Here is a 15,248-nt window from a genome sequence, read left to right as displayed (position 1 = left end):
ACTTAGGGCCCCGATCCTGTAAGCTGCACGCCCGCCAGCAGACCTGGCTATTGACCATAAATGCAGCAAAGCGTTGCCACAAGAGACCAATCTATGAGTTTTACCTCCCTGGGCTTATCGGCCCCGATACTTAAAGCCGTTGCCGAACAAGGCTACGACACACCTTCGCCAATCCAAGCTCAAGCAATTCCAGCTGTGCTTCAAGGCAAAGATGTGATGGCGGCCGCCCAAACAGGAACAGGTAAAACAGCAGGTTTCACCCTACCTATGCTCGAACTCCTGAGTAAAGGTAACCGTGCCCAAGCAGGCCAAGTGCGCGCATTAGTGTTAACTCCTACACGCGAATTGGCGGCTCAGGTTGCAGAAAGTGTTGAAACCTATGGTAAGAATTTACCACTGCGCTCAGCGGTGATATTTGGTGGCGTGCCTATCAATCCACAAATCGCGAAATTGCGCCACGGTGTCGACGTATTAGTCGCCACACCAGGTCGATTGATGGATCTGTACAATCAAAAAGCGGTGAAATTCAGCCAGCTTGAAATCTTAGTATTAGATGAAGCCGATCGCATGCTCGACATGGGCTTTATCCGCGACATCCGTAAGATCCTAGCCATTTTACCTAAGCAACGCCAAAACCTGATGTTCTCAGCCACCTTCTCCGATGAAATTCGTGAACTGGCAAAAGGCTTAGTGAATAATCCGGTCGAAATTTCGGTTACGCCACGTAACGCGGCGGCGACCACAGTAAAACAATGGGTTTGCCCAGTCGATAAGAGCCAAAAATCGGCACTGTTGATCCAACTCATCAAGCAAAACGATTGGCAACAAGTGCTGGTATTCTCGCGCACTAAACATGGCGCTAACCGTCTGGCGAAAAGCCTTGAAGATGCAGGCATTAAAGCCGCCGCTATCCACGGTAACAAGAGCCAAACCGCCCGTACTAAAGCTTTGGCCGACTTTAAAAATGGTCAAGCTCGCGTACTGGTTGCGACCGATATCGCCGCCCGTGGTTTGGACATTGACCAATTGCCACAAGTGGTTAACTTCGACTTACCAAACGTGCCTGAAGATTATGTGCATCGTATCGGCCGTACTGGCCGCGCTGGCGCATCGGGTCAAGCCGTGTCACTGGTGAGCAACGAAGAAATCAAACTGCTGAACGATATCGAGCGTTTGATCAATCGCGTATTAGACCGAGAAATGGTTGAAGGCTTTAACCATGTATTGCCTGAGTCACGTTTAGGTGGCGGCGGAAAAAGCAGCGGTAAATCAGTACCAAGCCGTAGAAATACCCGCAGCTCAAACCAACCTAGCTCACGCGATGGTGCCCCAAGAAGCGCCGAGCATAAAGACGGTCAACGCAGCGGTGACGTCGCGCGCGGCCACAAGCCAAACGACAAGAACCCAAGACACAGCGGTGAAGCCAGTAGCGCACCCCGTGCCGATGCTAAACCACGTCCGCCACGTTCAAACGATGGCCGTGCCAATAGCGCAGGCGCTAGTCGTCCAAGTGAAAGCCGTTCAGGTTCTGGCGAAAATCGTGGCCAAGCGGGTGAGAACCCTTACGCCAATGGCCCAAAGAAAAATACCCGTCGCCCAAATAACGGTGCGAGTCGTCCAAGAAATTCACAGGATTAATGCACACGCTGAGCGAACTCGCTTGGCGATTTAGCCGCATTAAGCCCTAAAAAGAAACGCCCAACTCCGCATGGAATTGGGCGTTTTTGTTTGTCTTTGTTTATATAGTCAACAAGCTGCACAATACGTTTAGCGCGTTATCCACACATTGACCAATAACTCGCTTGAACAATCACCACTTTAAACAACAGCCTAAACAATAACCTAAGTTAATTCGCCTTAATATCTGGTAGTTGCTGCAGGACTTCATCCGTAAAATAGGGTTCATCTTCAACCCAAAAAATGTAGTCGAGCCCTAGGTAGTTTTGTGCAAAATCCAGCAGATCAGGCACAGTATTCTTTTTACCTGTCTTGGGATTAATCTGCCGCAAATTACCGTCTTGCACCGCCATACCTTTCACCAATGCCGCTGGATATTCTTTAATAAAGGCGTAACTCTGTCCCATATGGCCTTTACGATATGGCATTAAATCTGGGCCACCTACGCCCATATTGAGCGCTTTGGCTTGCGCAAATAAGCCTCGCATATAGCCTTTGTCATTCCATGGCAGCCATTCGTCTGGTAAAAAGTTCAAATACACCATAGCGGTTGAATGCTGAAATGACTCTGCTAATACCTGCATGTTTTCGCCAATCGCATCGATATAGTCTTTAGGATTAAAATCACTGGGGAACGTCGTTGTTCCGTCGGCGTTTTCAGTCCCCACTTCAATTGAACTTTCACTAAAGTTAATACCAGTGATTTTCCCATCAAACTCTTGGCCTAGCTGGCGCACCAATTGCTGATAACGCGCACGTACTGCAGGCTCCCACATTTTGGCAGACCAACCATATTCGTCATCCGTCACAGGTTTATTGGGATCACGCTCTGGCGCGCTCAGCATGCTTTGCTTCAACACACCGCCTTGATAAATCGGATCATCGAGTAAATACTGAGGCACGTTAAACCTCGGCGTAAAAGATTTATCTTGCAGCTGGATCCACAATTTTTTGCCTATCGAATCGAGATACGCAATATCGGCCTTAATCGCGCTGAAATCATATTCGCCCTGCTTAGGCTCTAAACTGCGCCAAGTATAAACAATCTGCGCACCGCCAAAACGGGGATCGCGCAGAGCCTTGTCGGCACGAATGTTTTCTCCGTTTGCCTCACGATGATTAATGTAAATGTAGTGCTGTAAAGGTTGCGATGCTGGCTGAGACTCTAATTGCCGCTCTGGTTGTGACTCTGGTTGCAACTCAGGTTGAATTGATGCAGCGCTCGCTGCGCTCAAAAAGATGCTTAGTAAAATCGTCCTTCGAAACATAAATACTCCAAACCGATGCACGCCTTATCACCTGACAAAGCCGTTAATCTGCTCATTTATTTTTTACTCAGAATCACTTCTACCACAGGCAAGCTGAGGGGCATATTAATTAAGCAGGTGAATACAAAGTGTTACTTAACTGCCCACCTTAATTAGCATTTACCAAACAAAAAACTCAGTCATTGCATTAATCACACCCAACAAAAAAGGGAATAAACCTGAGTTTATTCCCTTTAAAGGTGAAGTGAATTAAATCGAGGTACGATTCAACTCAAGCTAAGCTTACTTCATTGGCCAAGCGCGGTAAGATTTACCTTTAATGCGGCCGCCAGTAATTTTGTTCAGCGCTTTCTTGGCAACCTTACGATTAACGGCCACATAGGCGCGGTAATCGGTCACTTGTATTTTACCCACCTGCGAGCCTTCGATACCGTTTTCGCCCGTCAGCGCGCCCAAGATATCCCCTGGACGCAGTTTTTCTTTCTTACCGCCATCGATCTGCAAAGTGATCATGGTTGGCGCTGCAGGCGTGTTACCGAGCAGGCTTTCAGATGGCAGTGATTCGCTGGTAATTTCGCGCTCTAAATACTCTTCTAACAAGGCAATCTTGTAACCGTCTTGGTCGTTATAGAAGGTATAAGCGGCGCCTTTACTGCCCGCACGGCCAGTACGACCGATACGGTGAATGTGGACTTCGGTGTCGTAGGCGACGTGATAGTTAAACACGGCATCCAGCGCATCGATATCTAAACCACGGGCGGCAACGTCAGTCGCCACTAATACACAGGCACTCTTATTAGCAAATTGCAGCAGGGTTTCGTCCCTGTCTCTTTGCTCTAAATCACCGTGCAAAGCCAATACGCTAAAGCCTAAACCTTCAAGCTCATCGGCCACTTTTTGAGTTTCGCGTTTCGTGTTACAAAACACCACTGCGCTTTCAGGCTTATGTTCTAACAACAATAATTGCAGCGCTTGCATACGCGCCTTGTCATCGTCTAAATGATAAAAATGTTGGGCGATGCTCAAGCTGTCGTGATTACCTTCAACTTTAACCATGCTTGGGTCATACATGATTTGCTTAGCAATCGATTGAATTTGCTCCGGGAACGTCGCGCTAAATAGCAGCGTCTGACGCTCACGTGGGGCTTGTTCGATAATCGCATCGAGGGCGGGTTGGAAGCCCATTTCTAACATGCGATCGGCTTCATCGAGCACTAACATGTTGAGATTGCTTAAATCTAAGCGATTGCGATCTAAGTGATCGACGATACGACCCGGCGTACCCACAATAATGTGTGCGCCGTGTTCCAGCGAGCCAACCTGTGGCCCCATAGGCACACCGCCGCAAAGTGTCAGTACTTTAACGTTATGAATACCACGGGCAAGGGTACGAATTTCCTGCGCCACTTGGTCGGCCAACTCGCGGGTTGGGCATAACACTAAGGTTTGAATACGAAAGCGTTTAACGTCTAACTTGTTCAGTAATCCTAAGCCGAAGGCGGCCGTTTTACCCGAGCCAGTTTTACCCTGACCTATCACATCCTGCCCCGCTAAAATGGGTGGCAAACTTTGCGCCTGAATTGGCGTCATCTCGTTGTAGCCCATAGAAGAAAGGTTCTCAAGCAGTTCGGGTTTTAGCTTAAGAGTCGAAAAAGCCATTGATGGATTAGGCTTAGTATCAGAGTTGCTCAAGGTGAATATCCTGTGGTGGGTAACGAAGCGGCTGCTAGGTTACTGAAATTGCGTTACTTATCGATTAAACTGGTCTATCAAGATTCAGGTTAGCTTGAGTTAAGAATAAAGCGCTAGGCTCGCTCAACCCAAAAGCACGGCTATTGTAGCAACAAAGCGCGGCTTTTGCCTCAAGTCCTTAAGCAATAGACATAGCTGGCGTGAACAGCAACAAAAAAGCCCTGTAGGAATACAGGGCTTAGGCTTAGGCTTGGGTTTAGAATTAGCTCAGCGCGGCAGATTTAACAAATTACGCGATTTGGCCGAAACGCCCTTCTTGATAATCGCGAATCGCCTGCTGAATTTCCGCTTGGGTGTTCATTACAAATGGACCCATCTGGACGATTTTTTCACGGATAGGTTTACCGGCAAACAGTAGCATCCCAGCGCCGCGCTCATCGGCTTTAAGCTTAAGCACACTTTGGCTATCAAGCACTAAAAACTCGCCCTGATGATATGACCACTGTGAATCTTCACCCTTGCTTAAGTCACCTTGGTACAAGTACAAGGCGACAAACTCATGTTGAGACAAATCAAGCGTGGCCTCAGCGTTTGGCGCTAGGCTCAAATCAGCAATGGCAGCTTCGCCCGCTAATCCTTGGATGTCCGCACTAATAAGCGGTTGATCTTTAAAGCCCCAATCACCCGCTAAAGCTTTTAAGCTCGCGCCAGTGTTATTGGTCGCTTCAACGCTCGCGCTACCCGCAGTATCTTGATACTTTGCTGGACGCAGCTTGTCTTTGGCGGGCATGTTGACCCAAATTTGGAATCCATGCAGACCATCGACAGCATCGGCAAGTGGCATTTCAGAGTGCACTACCCCGAACCCGGTGCTCATCCACTGCACATCGCCGGCACGAATCGCCTTCACATTGCCCATTTGGTCACGGTGCTCAAAACCGCCCTTACGAATATAAGTAAAGGTCTCCATTCCGCGATGGGGATGTGCGGGGAAGCCACCAATAAAATCTTGCTCATCATCGGATTTTATTTCGTCGATCATCAAGAAAGGATCAAATTTAGTCGTCACAAAATCGGCGACACGGCGAATATTGACCCCATCGCCATCCATCGCGGCTTTGGCGGAAAACTGACTTAATACTTTCATTGCTGCTCTCCTATCGGTTGAGCAAAGCGATGCGTGAAACGCCAAGATCATACGGCTAACACAAGACGCAAACGCTTTGCTGATGGAGGCAGAATAACAAGGAAGTTTACAAAAGAATAACGCGAAATCACGGCCTAAACATTCGATAAAATAGAACGGTAGGCAGTTGATATCCACTCACACAGGTTGGCCATAGCATTTACTCGCCGACTCACAGACAGTCCGTTCATGGGGCGGTCGCCTCGCTAATCACCATGGCTCACCGTTTTGGCTTTAGCGTAACCTCTAGATTTAAAAGACATACGCAACACACTTTTTGGACGAAAGCTTCTTAGTGCGAATACTCTGATTTGTAACTTTCGGACTAAGATTTCTATGGGTAACGCTCGCCATCAGCCGAGCGATGTACGAGCGTCGGTTGCATGGCATTGTTATAGCGCAACCGGTTCATCACGCATTTTTTCCCATGTTTGTATCATAAGCTTCTTGGTTGGTCCCCAGCGATACCCCCCCAGCGCGCCACTTTGCTGTATAACTCGGTGACAGGGGATCAGCAAAGCAACTGGATTGGCTCCAATAGCGTTACCAACAGCCCTTGCAGACCTGGGTGCGCCGAGTGATCTGGCGACTTCGGCATAGCTGGCCACAGCGCCCGGTGGTATTTTCAACAAAGCACGCCACACGGCGATCTGGAAATTTGTCCCTGTCACATGGAGCGACAGCGGACCTTGCCCGGAAGCTGTGTCACTGCTAAAAAAGGCATCAATAGCGTGTCGCGTAGATACCAAACTTTCTCTGATCGAACTGAGAGGCCAATCGTTATGCAAGTCATCCAGTAACTCTTCCATGCTATTGAAGTCCATAAACGCTGCCCGGCAAACACCACGCAGGGTTACGGCCACAAACATCGGCCCCAGTGGGGTAGGATGGACTCCATACTCGATCTGTACGTCCTTACCTCGATTTTTATACTCGCCGGGTGTGACTGCTTCCAGCTGCACAAAGTGATCATGCAACCTTGAACTGCCGCTTAATCCAAGCTCATGTGAGACATCAAGCAAGGAGCGAGAATTATTAAGCAATCCTTTGCCCCGCTCCAATGTCAGGACCTGTAAAAACCGCTTCGGCGTAGTGCCTGCCCAACGACAAAACAGCCTTTGAAAGTGATACGGACTCAGATGCACATGGGCGGCTATCTCTTCAAGGCTGGGCTGATCAATTGCCCGATCAACCAAATAGGCCATAGCGCTAGCGATTCGGTCATAGTCTGACATGGGCCGGCCTCTCAAACACGATTTATAGATACACCGCCATCGACCAGCATTGCAGATCCCGTGGTGAAGCTGGAGGCGTCGGAGGCAAGGTACAATGCTGATTGGGCAATTTCATCTGGTGTCGCCATACGCTTAAGAGCATGCAGATTATGCACAAATGCCAATGCTTCTGGCGTATTGGCAAACTCACGTCCTGCCGGCGTATCAGTACCACCGGGCAAAAGGGCATTGACCCGGATATTCTGAGGCCCGTGCTCGGATGCCAGCACTTGAGTCAGTCCAAGAAGTCCCGCCTTACTGGCTGCGTAGGCTGCCATGCCTGGCATACCTGCGGTGTAACCAACGAAGGTAGAGGTGAAAATTAACGAACCTCCTTTTCGGGCAGCCATGGCGGGCAGCTGGTACTTTGCGCCCAAAAATGCGCTGGTTAAGTTGGTCGCAATAACTTGATTCCAGTCCGTGAGCGACATCTCCGAGACAGGGCCCATAGCCCCCAGAATGGCAGCATTGTTAAAAGCGATATCCAGGCCACCAAAGTGGCTTACTGCCTTATCAACCAAAGCTTTGGCAAACGCTTCTTCACCAACATCACCGGCTAGTGCCAGTGCCTGCCCGCCTTCCTTATTGATTAAGTCCACCAAGTCATCAAGCTCCTTTTGTCGCCTTGCAGCCACCACTACGGCAGCACCTTCTCTCGCAAAAAGCTTCGCGGCTGCGTAGCCAATGCCGGTACTGGCACCGGTAACAATAGCGACTTTGTTGGCAAGTATAGTCATCGTTATTCCTCTAGGATCTGCTTACTATAAAAGGGCATATGCCCGAACAGATGCTATATTAGGAGGCCGAACGACTACTGCCGACCCGAATCTTGCTGTATTTCAATTGCGCTATAACGCCCAAAGCCGCTGCGCGGTACGCGTCAGTTGCCTTTGTTTGTTATATACCTTGCGTAAAAACTTATTAGGCTTTTGATTTGCCATTTTTTGCCAATAAAAATAAGCCAGTTATTGGCGCAAAAAACCATCCCATAAAAAACCATAACCAAGCACTTCGTTTAGTATTTTGTGCCCAATGAGCGCAAAAAATACCAAATAGGAATTGAACCAAGCTAACCGTTGCGTAGGCATTTTCTGCAAAACTAACTTCCATTTAAAAAGTACTCCTGAATCTCATTGGTATATAACGTCTTAGTATTTATGCGCTGCGCTGTTTACCTCATTAGGCCGGTGAAAACGCGCACTGTTAACTGATTGTATTGCAAAGAAGTTATCAGCTTTACTTTAAATACGCACCTAGAAAAACGCTCATGCGCGTTTTTCAAACCTAACACCCACTCAATTAAATATGTAAGACATTGATTTTGATAGAATTAACTTGAGATAATGAGAGGGCGCGCACAAATGCAGGATAAAAATCGTTCAAAATCCTTATGATTTGAATACGACTGTATAATTATCCAGTTTTTTGATGGGCAGTAGTGAATTACATCACACGGGTGTAACGATGAAAATGTCTAAGACAGAAAGTACGTTCGTTACAGCTCTACTGACAACTTGTTAACTCGTTTTGGGGCAATAACTTTTTAGCTGAACGAACAGCCAAAGGGTTAGTGTAGATTGGTATTGTTGCACCAGTGACCTTCTAAAACAGGAATGCTCTAGTTGAGTCCTCAGGGATGCTTCTTTTAAAAGAAATAGGCGTCGAGTCACTGGGGAAACAATGACAATTCATGCGACACAACTGACGCGATCGTGATCTTGAATGGTTAGCCGAGCTTTAGAATGTGACCTTTAAAGTGGTCACATTCAGATTCTCACTTGAATTGAAACTTCAACCTAATCCGGTTTAAACACGCCGATCACAGCGCCGGTGGCTTTTTCTGTGACCTTTTCATCGGTTTGCTGTTCACGGTAATCACACTCAGTACATTCAACGGTTTCGATGCCGTTTTCCTTGTAGAGTAAAATGCTGTCTTTGGCGCTGCATTTTGGGCACTTAGCACCGGCTACGAAACGCTTTTTGATTTTAGTGTTTGTCATAATTGATAAAGGACCAGATAGCAGGGCCAAGGGACTCGGCCGAAGAAATTGGCGCTATTTTGCCACACTGATGATTGAATACCAGTGTTACCTAAAAGTATGAGGCCTTAAGCCGATGTAATGCGATTCGCTGAAGATCGTCCTGAAAAGTCGAATAATTGTCCGAGTTATCGGGTCAGGCTGTGGTTTGAAACTGGGTTGTACGCTATTATCTGTGCCCTGACGAATTCACGTTCTAACCAAGTTGTAGTCAATGATCAGCATCAACCAAGCGCAATTAATCCGTGGCAGCAAAACCCTGCTAGATGAGACCTCTCTCACGATTTATCCCGGCCATAAGGTCGGTTTAGTCGGTGCCAACGGCACAGGCAAATCTTCATTGCTCGCATTAATTTTAGGTCACTTAAGCCTAGATAAAGGTGAATTTAGTCTGCCTTCTGGCTGGCAAATTGCCACTGTGGCCCAAGAAACCCCTGCGCTCGACGTCTCGGCACTGGAATATGTGATCGATGGCGATAGCGAATATCGTCAATTAGAAGCCCTATTACACAAGGCCCAAGAAGATAACGACGGCAATGCCATCGCACTCTTACACGGTAAAATCGACGCTATCGGTGGTTATGCGATTCATTCGCGCGCGGGTTCATTGTTAGCGGGTCTGCAAAAATCTGGCCATCCATTTTAGTTCAACAACATAATGTACTTTTGGTTTGTCTACAACTTGTACGAGCTAAAATTGCTTAAAGTAGAGTCATCAAAAGTTGAAGGGCTAAACCTGAGGCATAAAAATGAGCTAACTCATTAAAAATTGGTGTATTTAAGACATGCTAACCCACCCAATAAAACAAATAGGCAGTGATTAGTTTGGTTAAGCAGGATTATAGTTAGTTGCTGTGAAAGTGCTGACAGCTTGCCGCAAAGTGCCGTCGTCGTTTTTCTAAATGTTCGCAGTAATCGGTCAGTTCTTGCAGCGTACCCACTGGGCCATGAAATAGCTTGCCAAACTCAGTAGTGAGCTTGAGCCAATTGTCATAGGGGATATTTAATCTTGTCAGCAACTTGGCGCTATTTTCACTGATGGAACCACGTTTGTCGTTGCGGATGATTCGACCTGTATTATCCACCAATTCGAGGTAGTCCGTTAAGGAAAACGCAATGCCATTGGGCTGGTTCTCGTGTTCATTGCCGGTAAAAGGCAATAGATTTTTTGGCTGCTCACCTTTTAATGCAGCCCGAATACGCAGCTGAATACTGGTATGGTCGGATTGTTCTGGCGTATCAACCAATTGCGCTCTGATAGGATTCAAATCAACATAGGCCATACAGGCTAAAACGGCGGCTTCATCGAGTAGAGCTTGGGATTTAAACCGACCTTCCCAGAAACGACCTGTGCAGTTATCTTCTTGATTTGCTTGTCTTGCTATCGGTTCATTAAGGCAGCGCATGAACCAGCTAATATCGCATAATCGACTGCGATAAATGGCGATTGAATGCCTTAATCTGTTGACCTCATGCGCTTCAACTAACTCACCTTTGGCGAATTTTTTCGTTAATTCATCGCCTTTAAACAGCTTATGCCACTGCTCAAGTACTTCGCGGTCAGTCCAACGATTCGTGCAGTCGATATCGACCCGCAGCACCACATGCAGGTGATTGGACATCACAGCAAAAGCCGCCACATCAATAGCAAAAACCGCTTCGAGTTCAAACAGTAGCGATTCTACCCAAGCGCGGCGATGGTCATAATTTTTTCCCGTATAGGCATCATCGCCACACAAAAACGCACGCCGCACGACACGGCTACAGCAATGGTAATAGGGAGTGTCTTCAACACTTATCTGAGTTCTGCGAGGGCGCGGCATAGAAACCTCCTTGTTTAATGCTTAACCAAGCATAGTCGGAGGTTAACAACTGTGCTATTAAAGTTGGGTGTCTCAGTATTTCTGATGGAAAAAACGGCTTCAAGTTCAAACAGTAGTGACTCAACCCAACCACGGCGATGGTCATAGTTTTTTCCAGAATAGGCATCATCGCCACACAAAAACGCACGCCGAACAACGCGGCTACAGCAATGGTAATAGGGAGTGTCTTCAATACTTATCTGAGTTCTGCGAGGGCGCGGCATAGAAACCTCCTTGTTTAATGCTTAACCAAGCATAGTCGGAGGTTAACTACTGTGCTATTAAAGTTGGGTGTCTAAGTATTTCCGGCGGGTAATATGAGTGCGAGCGAGTGCTTCTGAGAGTTGCATAAAAAATCCGATGACATGAGGCAATCGGATTTTGATCTTTCAGCGAGATCGTCAAGTGATCTGTCTTAACTGATCGGCATTAAGCAAGTGCTAGCTTTTTTATGCGTCAACTTTCTTAGATAACCTTAAAAATCACGCAAGCTCTGCACGACAATGTTTGCAAATCTTCGCTTCTGCTTTGACTAATTCAGCGCAATCTGGACATTTTTTCATATCACCGGATTGAATGGCATTGGCTTCAATCACTCCTTTTACTGGTGAAATAACTAATGCAATGATAAACCCTATAAGTGGAGAGAGAATGACCGCAAGAAGGAAAAATCCCACCCCAGATCGACCTTTTGTGTTCGCATATACACCCACTAAAATTGCCAAAATTAGCCATCCAAGAAACATAAACATAGTCATTTCCTTATTTACTTTAACTAACTCAAAAATAGTCTTATTTATAAGCTATTGATTCATATCCGCTCGCAGTAAATACCGAACATCGATTTTTTGCAATAGCCGATTGAAGTCTAATGACTAAGATGCAGGTAATCTTATACCACCAGTTTATACATTCACGAAGTCGATAAATCACTTTGGCGCAATAGCTTTTTAGCCAAATGGACTGTTCAATGGTCGTTAAGATTGGCATTGTTGCAACTGTGACCGTTGGCGGCATGGATGCCGTCGTCGAGCCCTCAGGGACGAGTTTATGGCGAGTCACAGGGGAAACAATGACAATTCATGCTTCAAACTGACAACAAAGTTATCTTGCTTTGGGGCAATAGCTTTTCGCAGAATGGGCAGCGAGAGGGTTGGTTAGGATTGGCATTATTACGGAAGTGACCGTAGGTGGCATATATGCCACCGTCGAGCCCTCAGGGAAGCTTATTTTAAAAGCAATGGGCGGCGTGTCGCTGGAGCAATATTGCCAATCGACACTGCACATGTTGTGAATCTTTTACGAAACTAACTTTGATGAATTGAATCTTTAACCTAATCCGGTTTAAACACGCCGATTACAGCGCCGGTGGCTTTTTCTGTGACCTTTTCATCGGTTTGCTGTTCACGGTAATCACACTCAGTACATTCAACGGTTTCGATGCCGTTTTCCTTGTAGAGTAAAATGCTGTCTTTGGCGCTGCATTTTGGGCACTTAGCACCGGCTACGAAACGCTTTTTGATTTTAGTGTTTGTCATAATAGATAAAGGACCAGATAGCAGGGCCAAGGGACTCGGCCGAAGAAATTGCCGCTATTTTGCCACACTGATGATTGAATACTAGTGTTACCTGAAAGTATGAGGCCTTAAGCCGATGTAATGCGATTCGCTGAAGATCGTCCTGAAAAGTCGAATAATTGTCCGAGTTATCGGGTCAGGCTGTGGTTTGAAACTGGGTTGTACGCTATTATCTGTGCCCTGACGAATTCACGTTCTAACCAAGTTGTAGTCAATGATCAGCATCAACCAAGCGCAATTAATCCGTGGCAGCAAAACCCTGCTAGATGAGACCTCTCTCACGATTTATCCCGGCCATAAGGTCGGTTTAGTCGGTGCTAACGGCACAGGCAAATCTTCACTGCTCGCATTAATTTTAGGTCACTTAAGCCTAGATAAAGGTGAATTTAGTCTGCCTTCTGGCTGGCAAATTGCCACTGTGGCCCAAGAAACCCCTGCGCTCGACGTCTCGGCACTGGAATATGTGATCGATGGCGATAGCGAATATCGTCAATTAGAAGCGCTATTACACAAGGCCCAAGAAGATAACGATGGCAATGCCATCGCACTCTTACACGGCAAAATCGACGCTATCGGTGGTTATGCGATTCATTCGCGCGCGGGTTCATTGTTAGCGGGTCTGGGCTTTAGTGAAGCTGAGCAAAGCAATCCAGTGAAAAGCTTTTCGGGCGGTTGGCGTATGCGCCTCAACTTAGCCCAAGCGCTACTGTGCCGCTCTGACTTATTGCTCCTCGACGAACCCACCAACCACTTAGACTTAGATACCATGTACTGGCTCGAAGGTTGGATTAAGTCCTATCAAGGCACGCTGATTTTAATCAGCCATGATAGGGACTTTATCGATGAAATCGTTGATGAAATCGTCCACGTTGAAAATCAAAAACTCAATTTCTACAAAGGCAATTACAGTGCCTTTGAGCGCATTCGTGCTGAACGTATGTCGCAGCAACAGGTTGCCTTCGAGCGTCAACAAAAAGAACGTGCACATATGCAGTCTTTCGTTGACCGTTTTCGTTACAAAGCAAGTAAAGCCAAACAAGCCCAGAGCCGCTTAAAAGCGCTAGAACGCATGACTGAGTTGTTGCCGTCTCAAGCCGATAGCCCATTTTATATGGAGTTTCGCGCCCCTGAAGCCCTGCCCAATCCACTGATTAAAATGGAGCAAGTCGCGATCGGTTATAGCGATAAGCCAATCCTTAGCAAAGTGCATTTAAACTTAGTGCCGGGTGCGCGCATTGGTTTACTCGGCCGTAACGGCGCGGGTAAATCAACATTAATCAAGCTGTTATCGGGTCAGTTATCGCCAATGACAGGTTTGTATGAACCTAATCCTGGCGTCAATATCGGTTACTTTGCCCAGCATCAAATCGAATTTTTACGCCTCGACGACACGCCGATGCAGCATTTAGTGCGTCTGGCGCCCAATGCCAGAGAGCAAGAACTACGCAACTTCTTAGGCGGTTTTGGTTTTAACGGCGATATGGCGCTCTCACCTGTGCGACCCTTTTCCGGCGGCGAGAAAGCCCGTTTAGTGTTAGCACTATTAGTTTGGCAACGCCCTAACCTATTGCTGCTCGATGAGCCCACCAACCATTTAGACTTAGAGATGCGCCACGCCCTAACGATGGCATTGCAAACCTTTGAAGGTGCTATGGTTGTCGTCTCGCATGATAGGCATTTACTGCGTTTAACCTGTAGTGATTATTATCTGGTCGATCAAGGTGAAGTGCGCGCCTTCGACGGTGACTTAGACGATTATCACCAATGGTTGCTCGATGCGGCGAAAGCCAACTCGAATCAAAACAGTACCAGCGATGAGATCAAACCTGCCGCCGATAAAAAGCAGCAAAAACGCCTCGAGGCCGAAATCCGCCAAAAGGTATCGCCGCTCAAGCGCAAACAAACTAAGTTAGAAACCGAGCAGCAGAAGCTAAGCGAACGCCTCGCCGAGCTAGAACACTTGCTGGCCGATAGCGAATTGTATGATCAAGATAACAAAGCCAAGCTAACCTCGGTATTAACCGAGCGAACGAGCTTGACGCAAACCTTAGAAGACAGTGAAATGCAATGGCTCGAGTTGCAAGAAGAGATAGATGCAATGGAACTTGAGGTCATGGAGCAACAATAACTCCAGCATTCTTTTACATAAAAGTCAGTAGCAGCGGCAATACAAGGAAATAGTATGGCGGTTTTAACCCAGTTCGACAGTCAACTCTGGCAATGGTGTGATATGAGCTATGCGCAAAACAAAGCGCTCTGCCTCGAATTGCAAAATAGCTGTCAGGTGAACGTCAATCTACTGCTACTGGCACAATATTTAGATATCACTATGGATGTGTCTGGGCCGCAGCAATACAGCACGGACCAATGGCAAACGCTGATGAATGCTGTGGGTGAATGGGATGAAAGGTTTCTCATGCCCTACCGCAAATTACGTAAACTCGCTAAGTCCAGCCTGAATGAGCAAGAGTATCGGCAGATGCTCGCCGTTGAGCTGATGATGGAACGTAAAGCGCAGCGAACCATCTTAAATAAACTCAATGAACTCAGCCCAAGCGGCCAAGCAACGAATCTGGTGAGCTACTTAAGCTTGTTTGGGCTCAGTGACATGGACGCCAACGAAATCGGCTTAATCGCGCCCTGACCTAGCCCAAACAAATCACGTTAAATCAA

At 47.1% G+C, this 15,248-nt stretch carries 14 protein-coding genes and 2 pseudogenes; 5 read left to right on the top strand and 11 right to left on the bottom strand.

Translation table 11 applies throughout. The features are described from left to right. Nucleotides 1-93 precede the first annotated feature (93 nt). A complete protein-coding gene (locus MO387_RS04265; protein ID WP_006085968.1) occupies nucleotides 94-1,638 on the top strand; it encodes a DEAD/DEAH box helicase in 1,545 nt (514 codons plus the stop codon). Between the two features lie 209 nt (nucleotides 1,639-1,847). Here MO387_RS04265 and MO387_RS04260 read toward each other — a convergent pair whose 3' ends face one another. The 7 genes from MO387_RS04260 to MO387_RS04230 form a co-directional block, all read right to left on the bottom strand. Continuing rightward, nucleotides 1,848-2,945 (bottom strand): hypothetical protein, encoded by a 1,098-nt coding sequence (locus MO387_RS04260; protein ID WP_006082944.1) that lies wholly within the window; start codon nucleotides 2,943-2,945, stop codon nucleotides 1,848-1,850. A 282-nt stretch (nucleotides 2,946-3,227) separates the two neighbouring features. Next, nucleotides 3,228-4,604 carry an ATP-dependent RNA helicase DbpA gene (gene dbpA / locus MO387_RS04255; protein ID WP_011847678.1) on the bottom strand — a complete coding sequence of 459 codons (1,377 nt, stop codon included), beginning with the start codon at nucleotides 4,602-4,604 and terminating at the stop codon, nucleotides 3,228-3,230. Nucleotides 4,605-4,926: 322 nt separating this feature from the next. Then, complete coding sequence (locus MO387_RS04250) at nucleotides 4,927-5,784, bottom strand: pirin family protein (RefSeq protein WP_242326076.1); 858 nt, start codon at nucleotides 5,782-5,784, stop codon at nucleotides 4,927-4,929. Between the two features lie 431 nt (nucleotides 5,785-6,215). Then, complete coding sequence (locus tag MO387_RS04245) at nucleotides 6,216-7,058, bottom strand: methylated-DNA--[protein]-cysteine S-methyltransferase (protein WP_242326074.1); 843 nt, start codon at nucleotides 7,056-7,058, stop codon at nucleotides 6,216-6,218. An 11-nt stretch (nucleotides 7,059-7,069) separates the two neighbouring features. Next, the gene (locus MO387_RS04240; RefSeq protein WP_242326072.1) at nucleotides 7,070-7,834 is read right to left on the bottom strand and encodes an SDR family oxidoreductase; all 765 of its coding nucleotides are present in this window, start codon (nucleotides 7,832-7,834) and stop codon (nucleotides 7,070-7,072) included. 184 nt (nucleotides 7,835-8,018) lie between these two features. Further along, the gene (locus MO387_RS04235) at nucleotides 8,019-8,207 is read right to left on the bottom strand and encodes a hypothetical protein (protein ID WP_006085974.1); all 189 of its coding nucleotides are present in this window, start codon (nucleotides 8,205-8,207) and stop codon (nucleotides 8,019-8,021) included. A gap of 686 nt (nucleotides 8,208-8,893) precedes the next feature. Next, the gene (locus MO387_RS04230) at nucleotides 8,894-9,097 is read right to left on the bottom strand and encodes a YheV family putative zinc ribbon protein (RefSeq protein ID WP_012088350.1); all 204 of its coding nucleotides are present in this window, start codon (nucleotides 9,095-9,097) and stop codon (nucleotides 8,894-8,896) included. 253 nt (nucleotides 9,098-9,350) lie between these two features. On the opposite strand from MO387_RS04230, the pseudogene MO387_RS04225 reads away from it, so the two are divergent. Next, nucleotides 9,351-9,758, top strand: a pseudogene (locus tag MO387_RS04225) (ATP-binding cassette domain-containing protein); the annotation flags it as partial. A gap of 223 nt (nucleotides 9,759-9,981) precedes the next feature. Here MO387_RS04225 and MO387_RS04220 read toward each other — a convergent pair. From MO387_RS04220 to MO387_RS04210, 3 genes and pseudogenes are all read right to left on the bottom strand, one after another. Next, nucleotides 9,982-10,959: a transposase gene (locus tag MO387_RS04220; RefSeq protein WP_071940084.1), complete on the bottom strand. Its 978-nt coding sequence runs from the start codon at nucleotides 10,957-10,959 to the stop codon at nucleotides 9,982-9,984. A gap of 83 nt (nucleotides 10,960-11,042) precedes the next feature. Next, nucleotides 11,043-11,222, bottom strand: a pseudogene (locus MO387_RS04215) (transposase); the annotation flags it as partial. A 258-nt stretch (nucleotides 11,223-11,480) separates the two neighbouring features. Then, the gene (locus MO387_RS04210) at nucleotides 11,481-11,750 is read right to left on the bottom strand and encodes a hypothetical protein (protein WP_242326070.1); all 270 of its coding nucleotides are present in this window, start codon (nucleotides 11,748-11,750) and stop codon (nucleotides 11,481-11,483) included. Between the two features lie 218 nt (nucleotides 11,751-11,968). On the opposite strand from MO387_RS04210, the gene MO387_RS21175 reads away from it, so the two are divergent. Next, complete coding sequence (locus tag MO387_RS21175) at nucleotides 11,969-12,094, top strand: hypothetical protein (protein WP_277956582.1); 126 nt, start codon at nucleotides 11,969-11,971, stop codon at nucleotides 12,092-12,094. A gap of 238 nt (nucleotides 12,095-12,332) precedes the next feature. Here MO387_RS21175 and MO387_RS04205 read toward each other — a convergent pair whose 3' ends face one another. Next, the gene (locus MO387_RS04205; RefSeq protein WP_012088350.1) at nucleotides 12,333-12,536 is read right to left on the bottom strand and encodes a YheV family putative zinc ribbon protein; all 204 of its coding nucleotides are present in this window, start codon (nucleotides 12,534-12,536) and stop codon (nucleotides 12,333-12,335) included. Between the two features lie 253 nt (nucleotides 12,537-12,789). Here MO387_RS04205 and MO387_RS04200 point away from each other — a divergent pair, with 253 nt between their 5' ends. Together MO387_RS04200 and MO387_RS04195 are read left to right on the top strand one after the other, a co-directional pair. Next, on the top strand, nucleotides 12,790-14,703 hold the full coding sequence (locus tag MO387_RS04200; protein WP_242326069.1) for an ABC transporter ATP-binding protein: 1,914 nt from the start codon (nucleotides 12,790-12,792) through the stop codon (nucleotides 14,701-14,703). Nucleotides 14,704-14,757: 54 nt separating this feature from the next. After that, entirely contained in the window at nucleotides 14,758-15,219 is a 462-nt protein-coding gene (locus MO387_RS04195) for a TIGR02444 family protein (protein ID WP_107946607.1), read from the top strand. Nucleotides 15,220-15,248: the final 29 nt, after the last annotated feature.

The sequence above is a fragment of the Shewanella sp. N2AIL genome (genome assembly GCF_022690845.1).
Lineage (GTDB): Bacteria > Pseudomonadota > Gammaproteobacteria > Enterobacterales > Shewanellaceae > Shewanella > Shewanella baltica.
The sequence above is the reverse complement of the archived record's forward strand: the minus strand, read 5'-3'. Positions and strand labels throughout refer to the sequence as shown.

Coding starts and splice junctions, on each gene's coding strand:
- MO387_RS04265 (WP_006085968.1), top strand. CDS start 94: ATGAGTTTTACCTCCCTGGGCTTATCGGCCCCGATACTTAAAGCCGTT.
- MO387_RS04260 (WP_006082944.1), bottom strand. CDS start 2,945: ATGTTTCGAAGGACGATTTTACTAAGCATCTTTTTGAGCGCAGCGAGC.
- dbpA (WP_011847678.1), bottom strand. CDS start 4,604: ATGGCTTTTTCGACTCTTAAGCTAAAACCCGAACTGCTTGAGAACCTT.
- MO387_RS04250 (WP_242326076.1), bottom strand. CDS start 5,784: ATGAAAGTATTAAGTCAGTTTTCCGCCAAAGCCGCGATGGATGGCGAT.
- MO387_RS04245 (WP_242326074.1), bottom strand. CDS start 7,058: ATGTCAGACTATGACCGAATCGCTAGCGCTATGGCCTATTTGGTTGAT.
- MO387_RS04240 (WP_242326072.1), bottom strand. CDS start 7,834: ATGACTATACTTGCCAACAAAGTCGCTATTGTTACCGGTGCCAGTACC.
- MO387_RS04235 (WP_006085974.1), bottom strand. CDS start 8,207: ATGGAAGTTAGTTTTGCAGAAAATGCCTACGCAACGGTTAGCTTGGTT.
- MO387_RS04230 (WP_012088350.1), bottom strand. CDS start 9,097: ATGACAAACACTAAAATCAAAAAGCGTTTCGTAGCCGGTGCTAAGTGC.
- MO387_RS04220 (WP_071940084.1), bottom strand. CDS start 10,959: ATGCCGCGCCCTCGCAGAACTCAGATAAGTGTTGAAGACACTCCCTAT.
- MO387_RS04210 (WP_242326070.1), bottom strand. CDS start 11,750: ATGTTTATGTTTCTTGGATGGCTAATTTTGGCAATTTTAGTGGGTGTA.
- MO387_RS21175 (WP_277956582.1), top strand. CDS start 11,969: ATGGTCGTTAAGATTGGCATTGTTGCAACTGTGACCGTTGGCGGCATG.
- MO387_RS04205 (WP_012088350.1), bottom strand. CDS start 12,536: ATGACAAACACTAAAATCAAAAAGCGTTTCGTAGCCGGTGCTAAGTGC.
- MO387_RS04200 (WP_242326069.1), top strand. CDS start 12,790: ATGATCAGCATCAACCAAGCGCAATTAATCCGTGGCAGCAAAACCCTG.
- MO387_RS04195 (WP_107946607.1), top strand. CDS start 14,758: ATGGCGGTTTTAACCCAGTTCGACAGTCAACTCTGGCAATGGTGTGAT.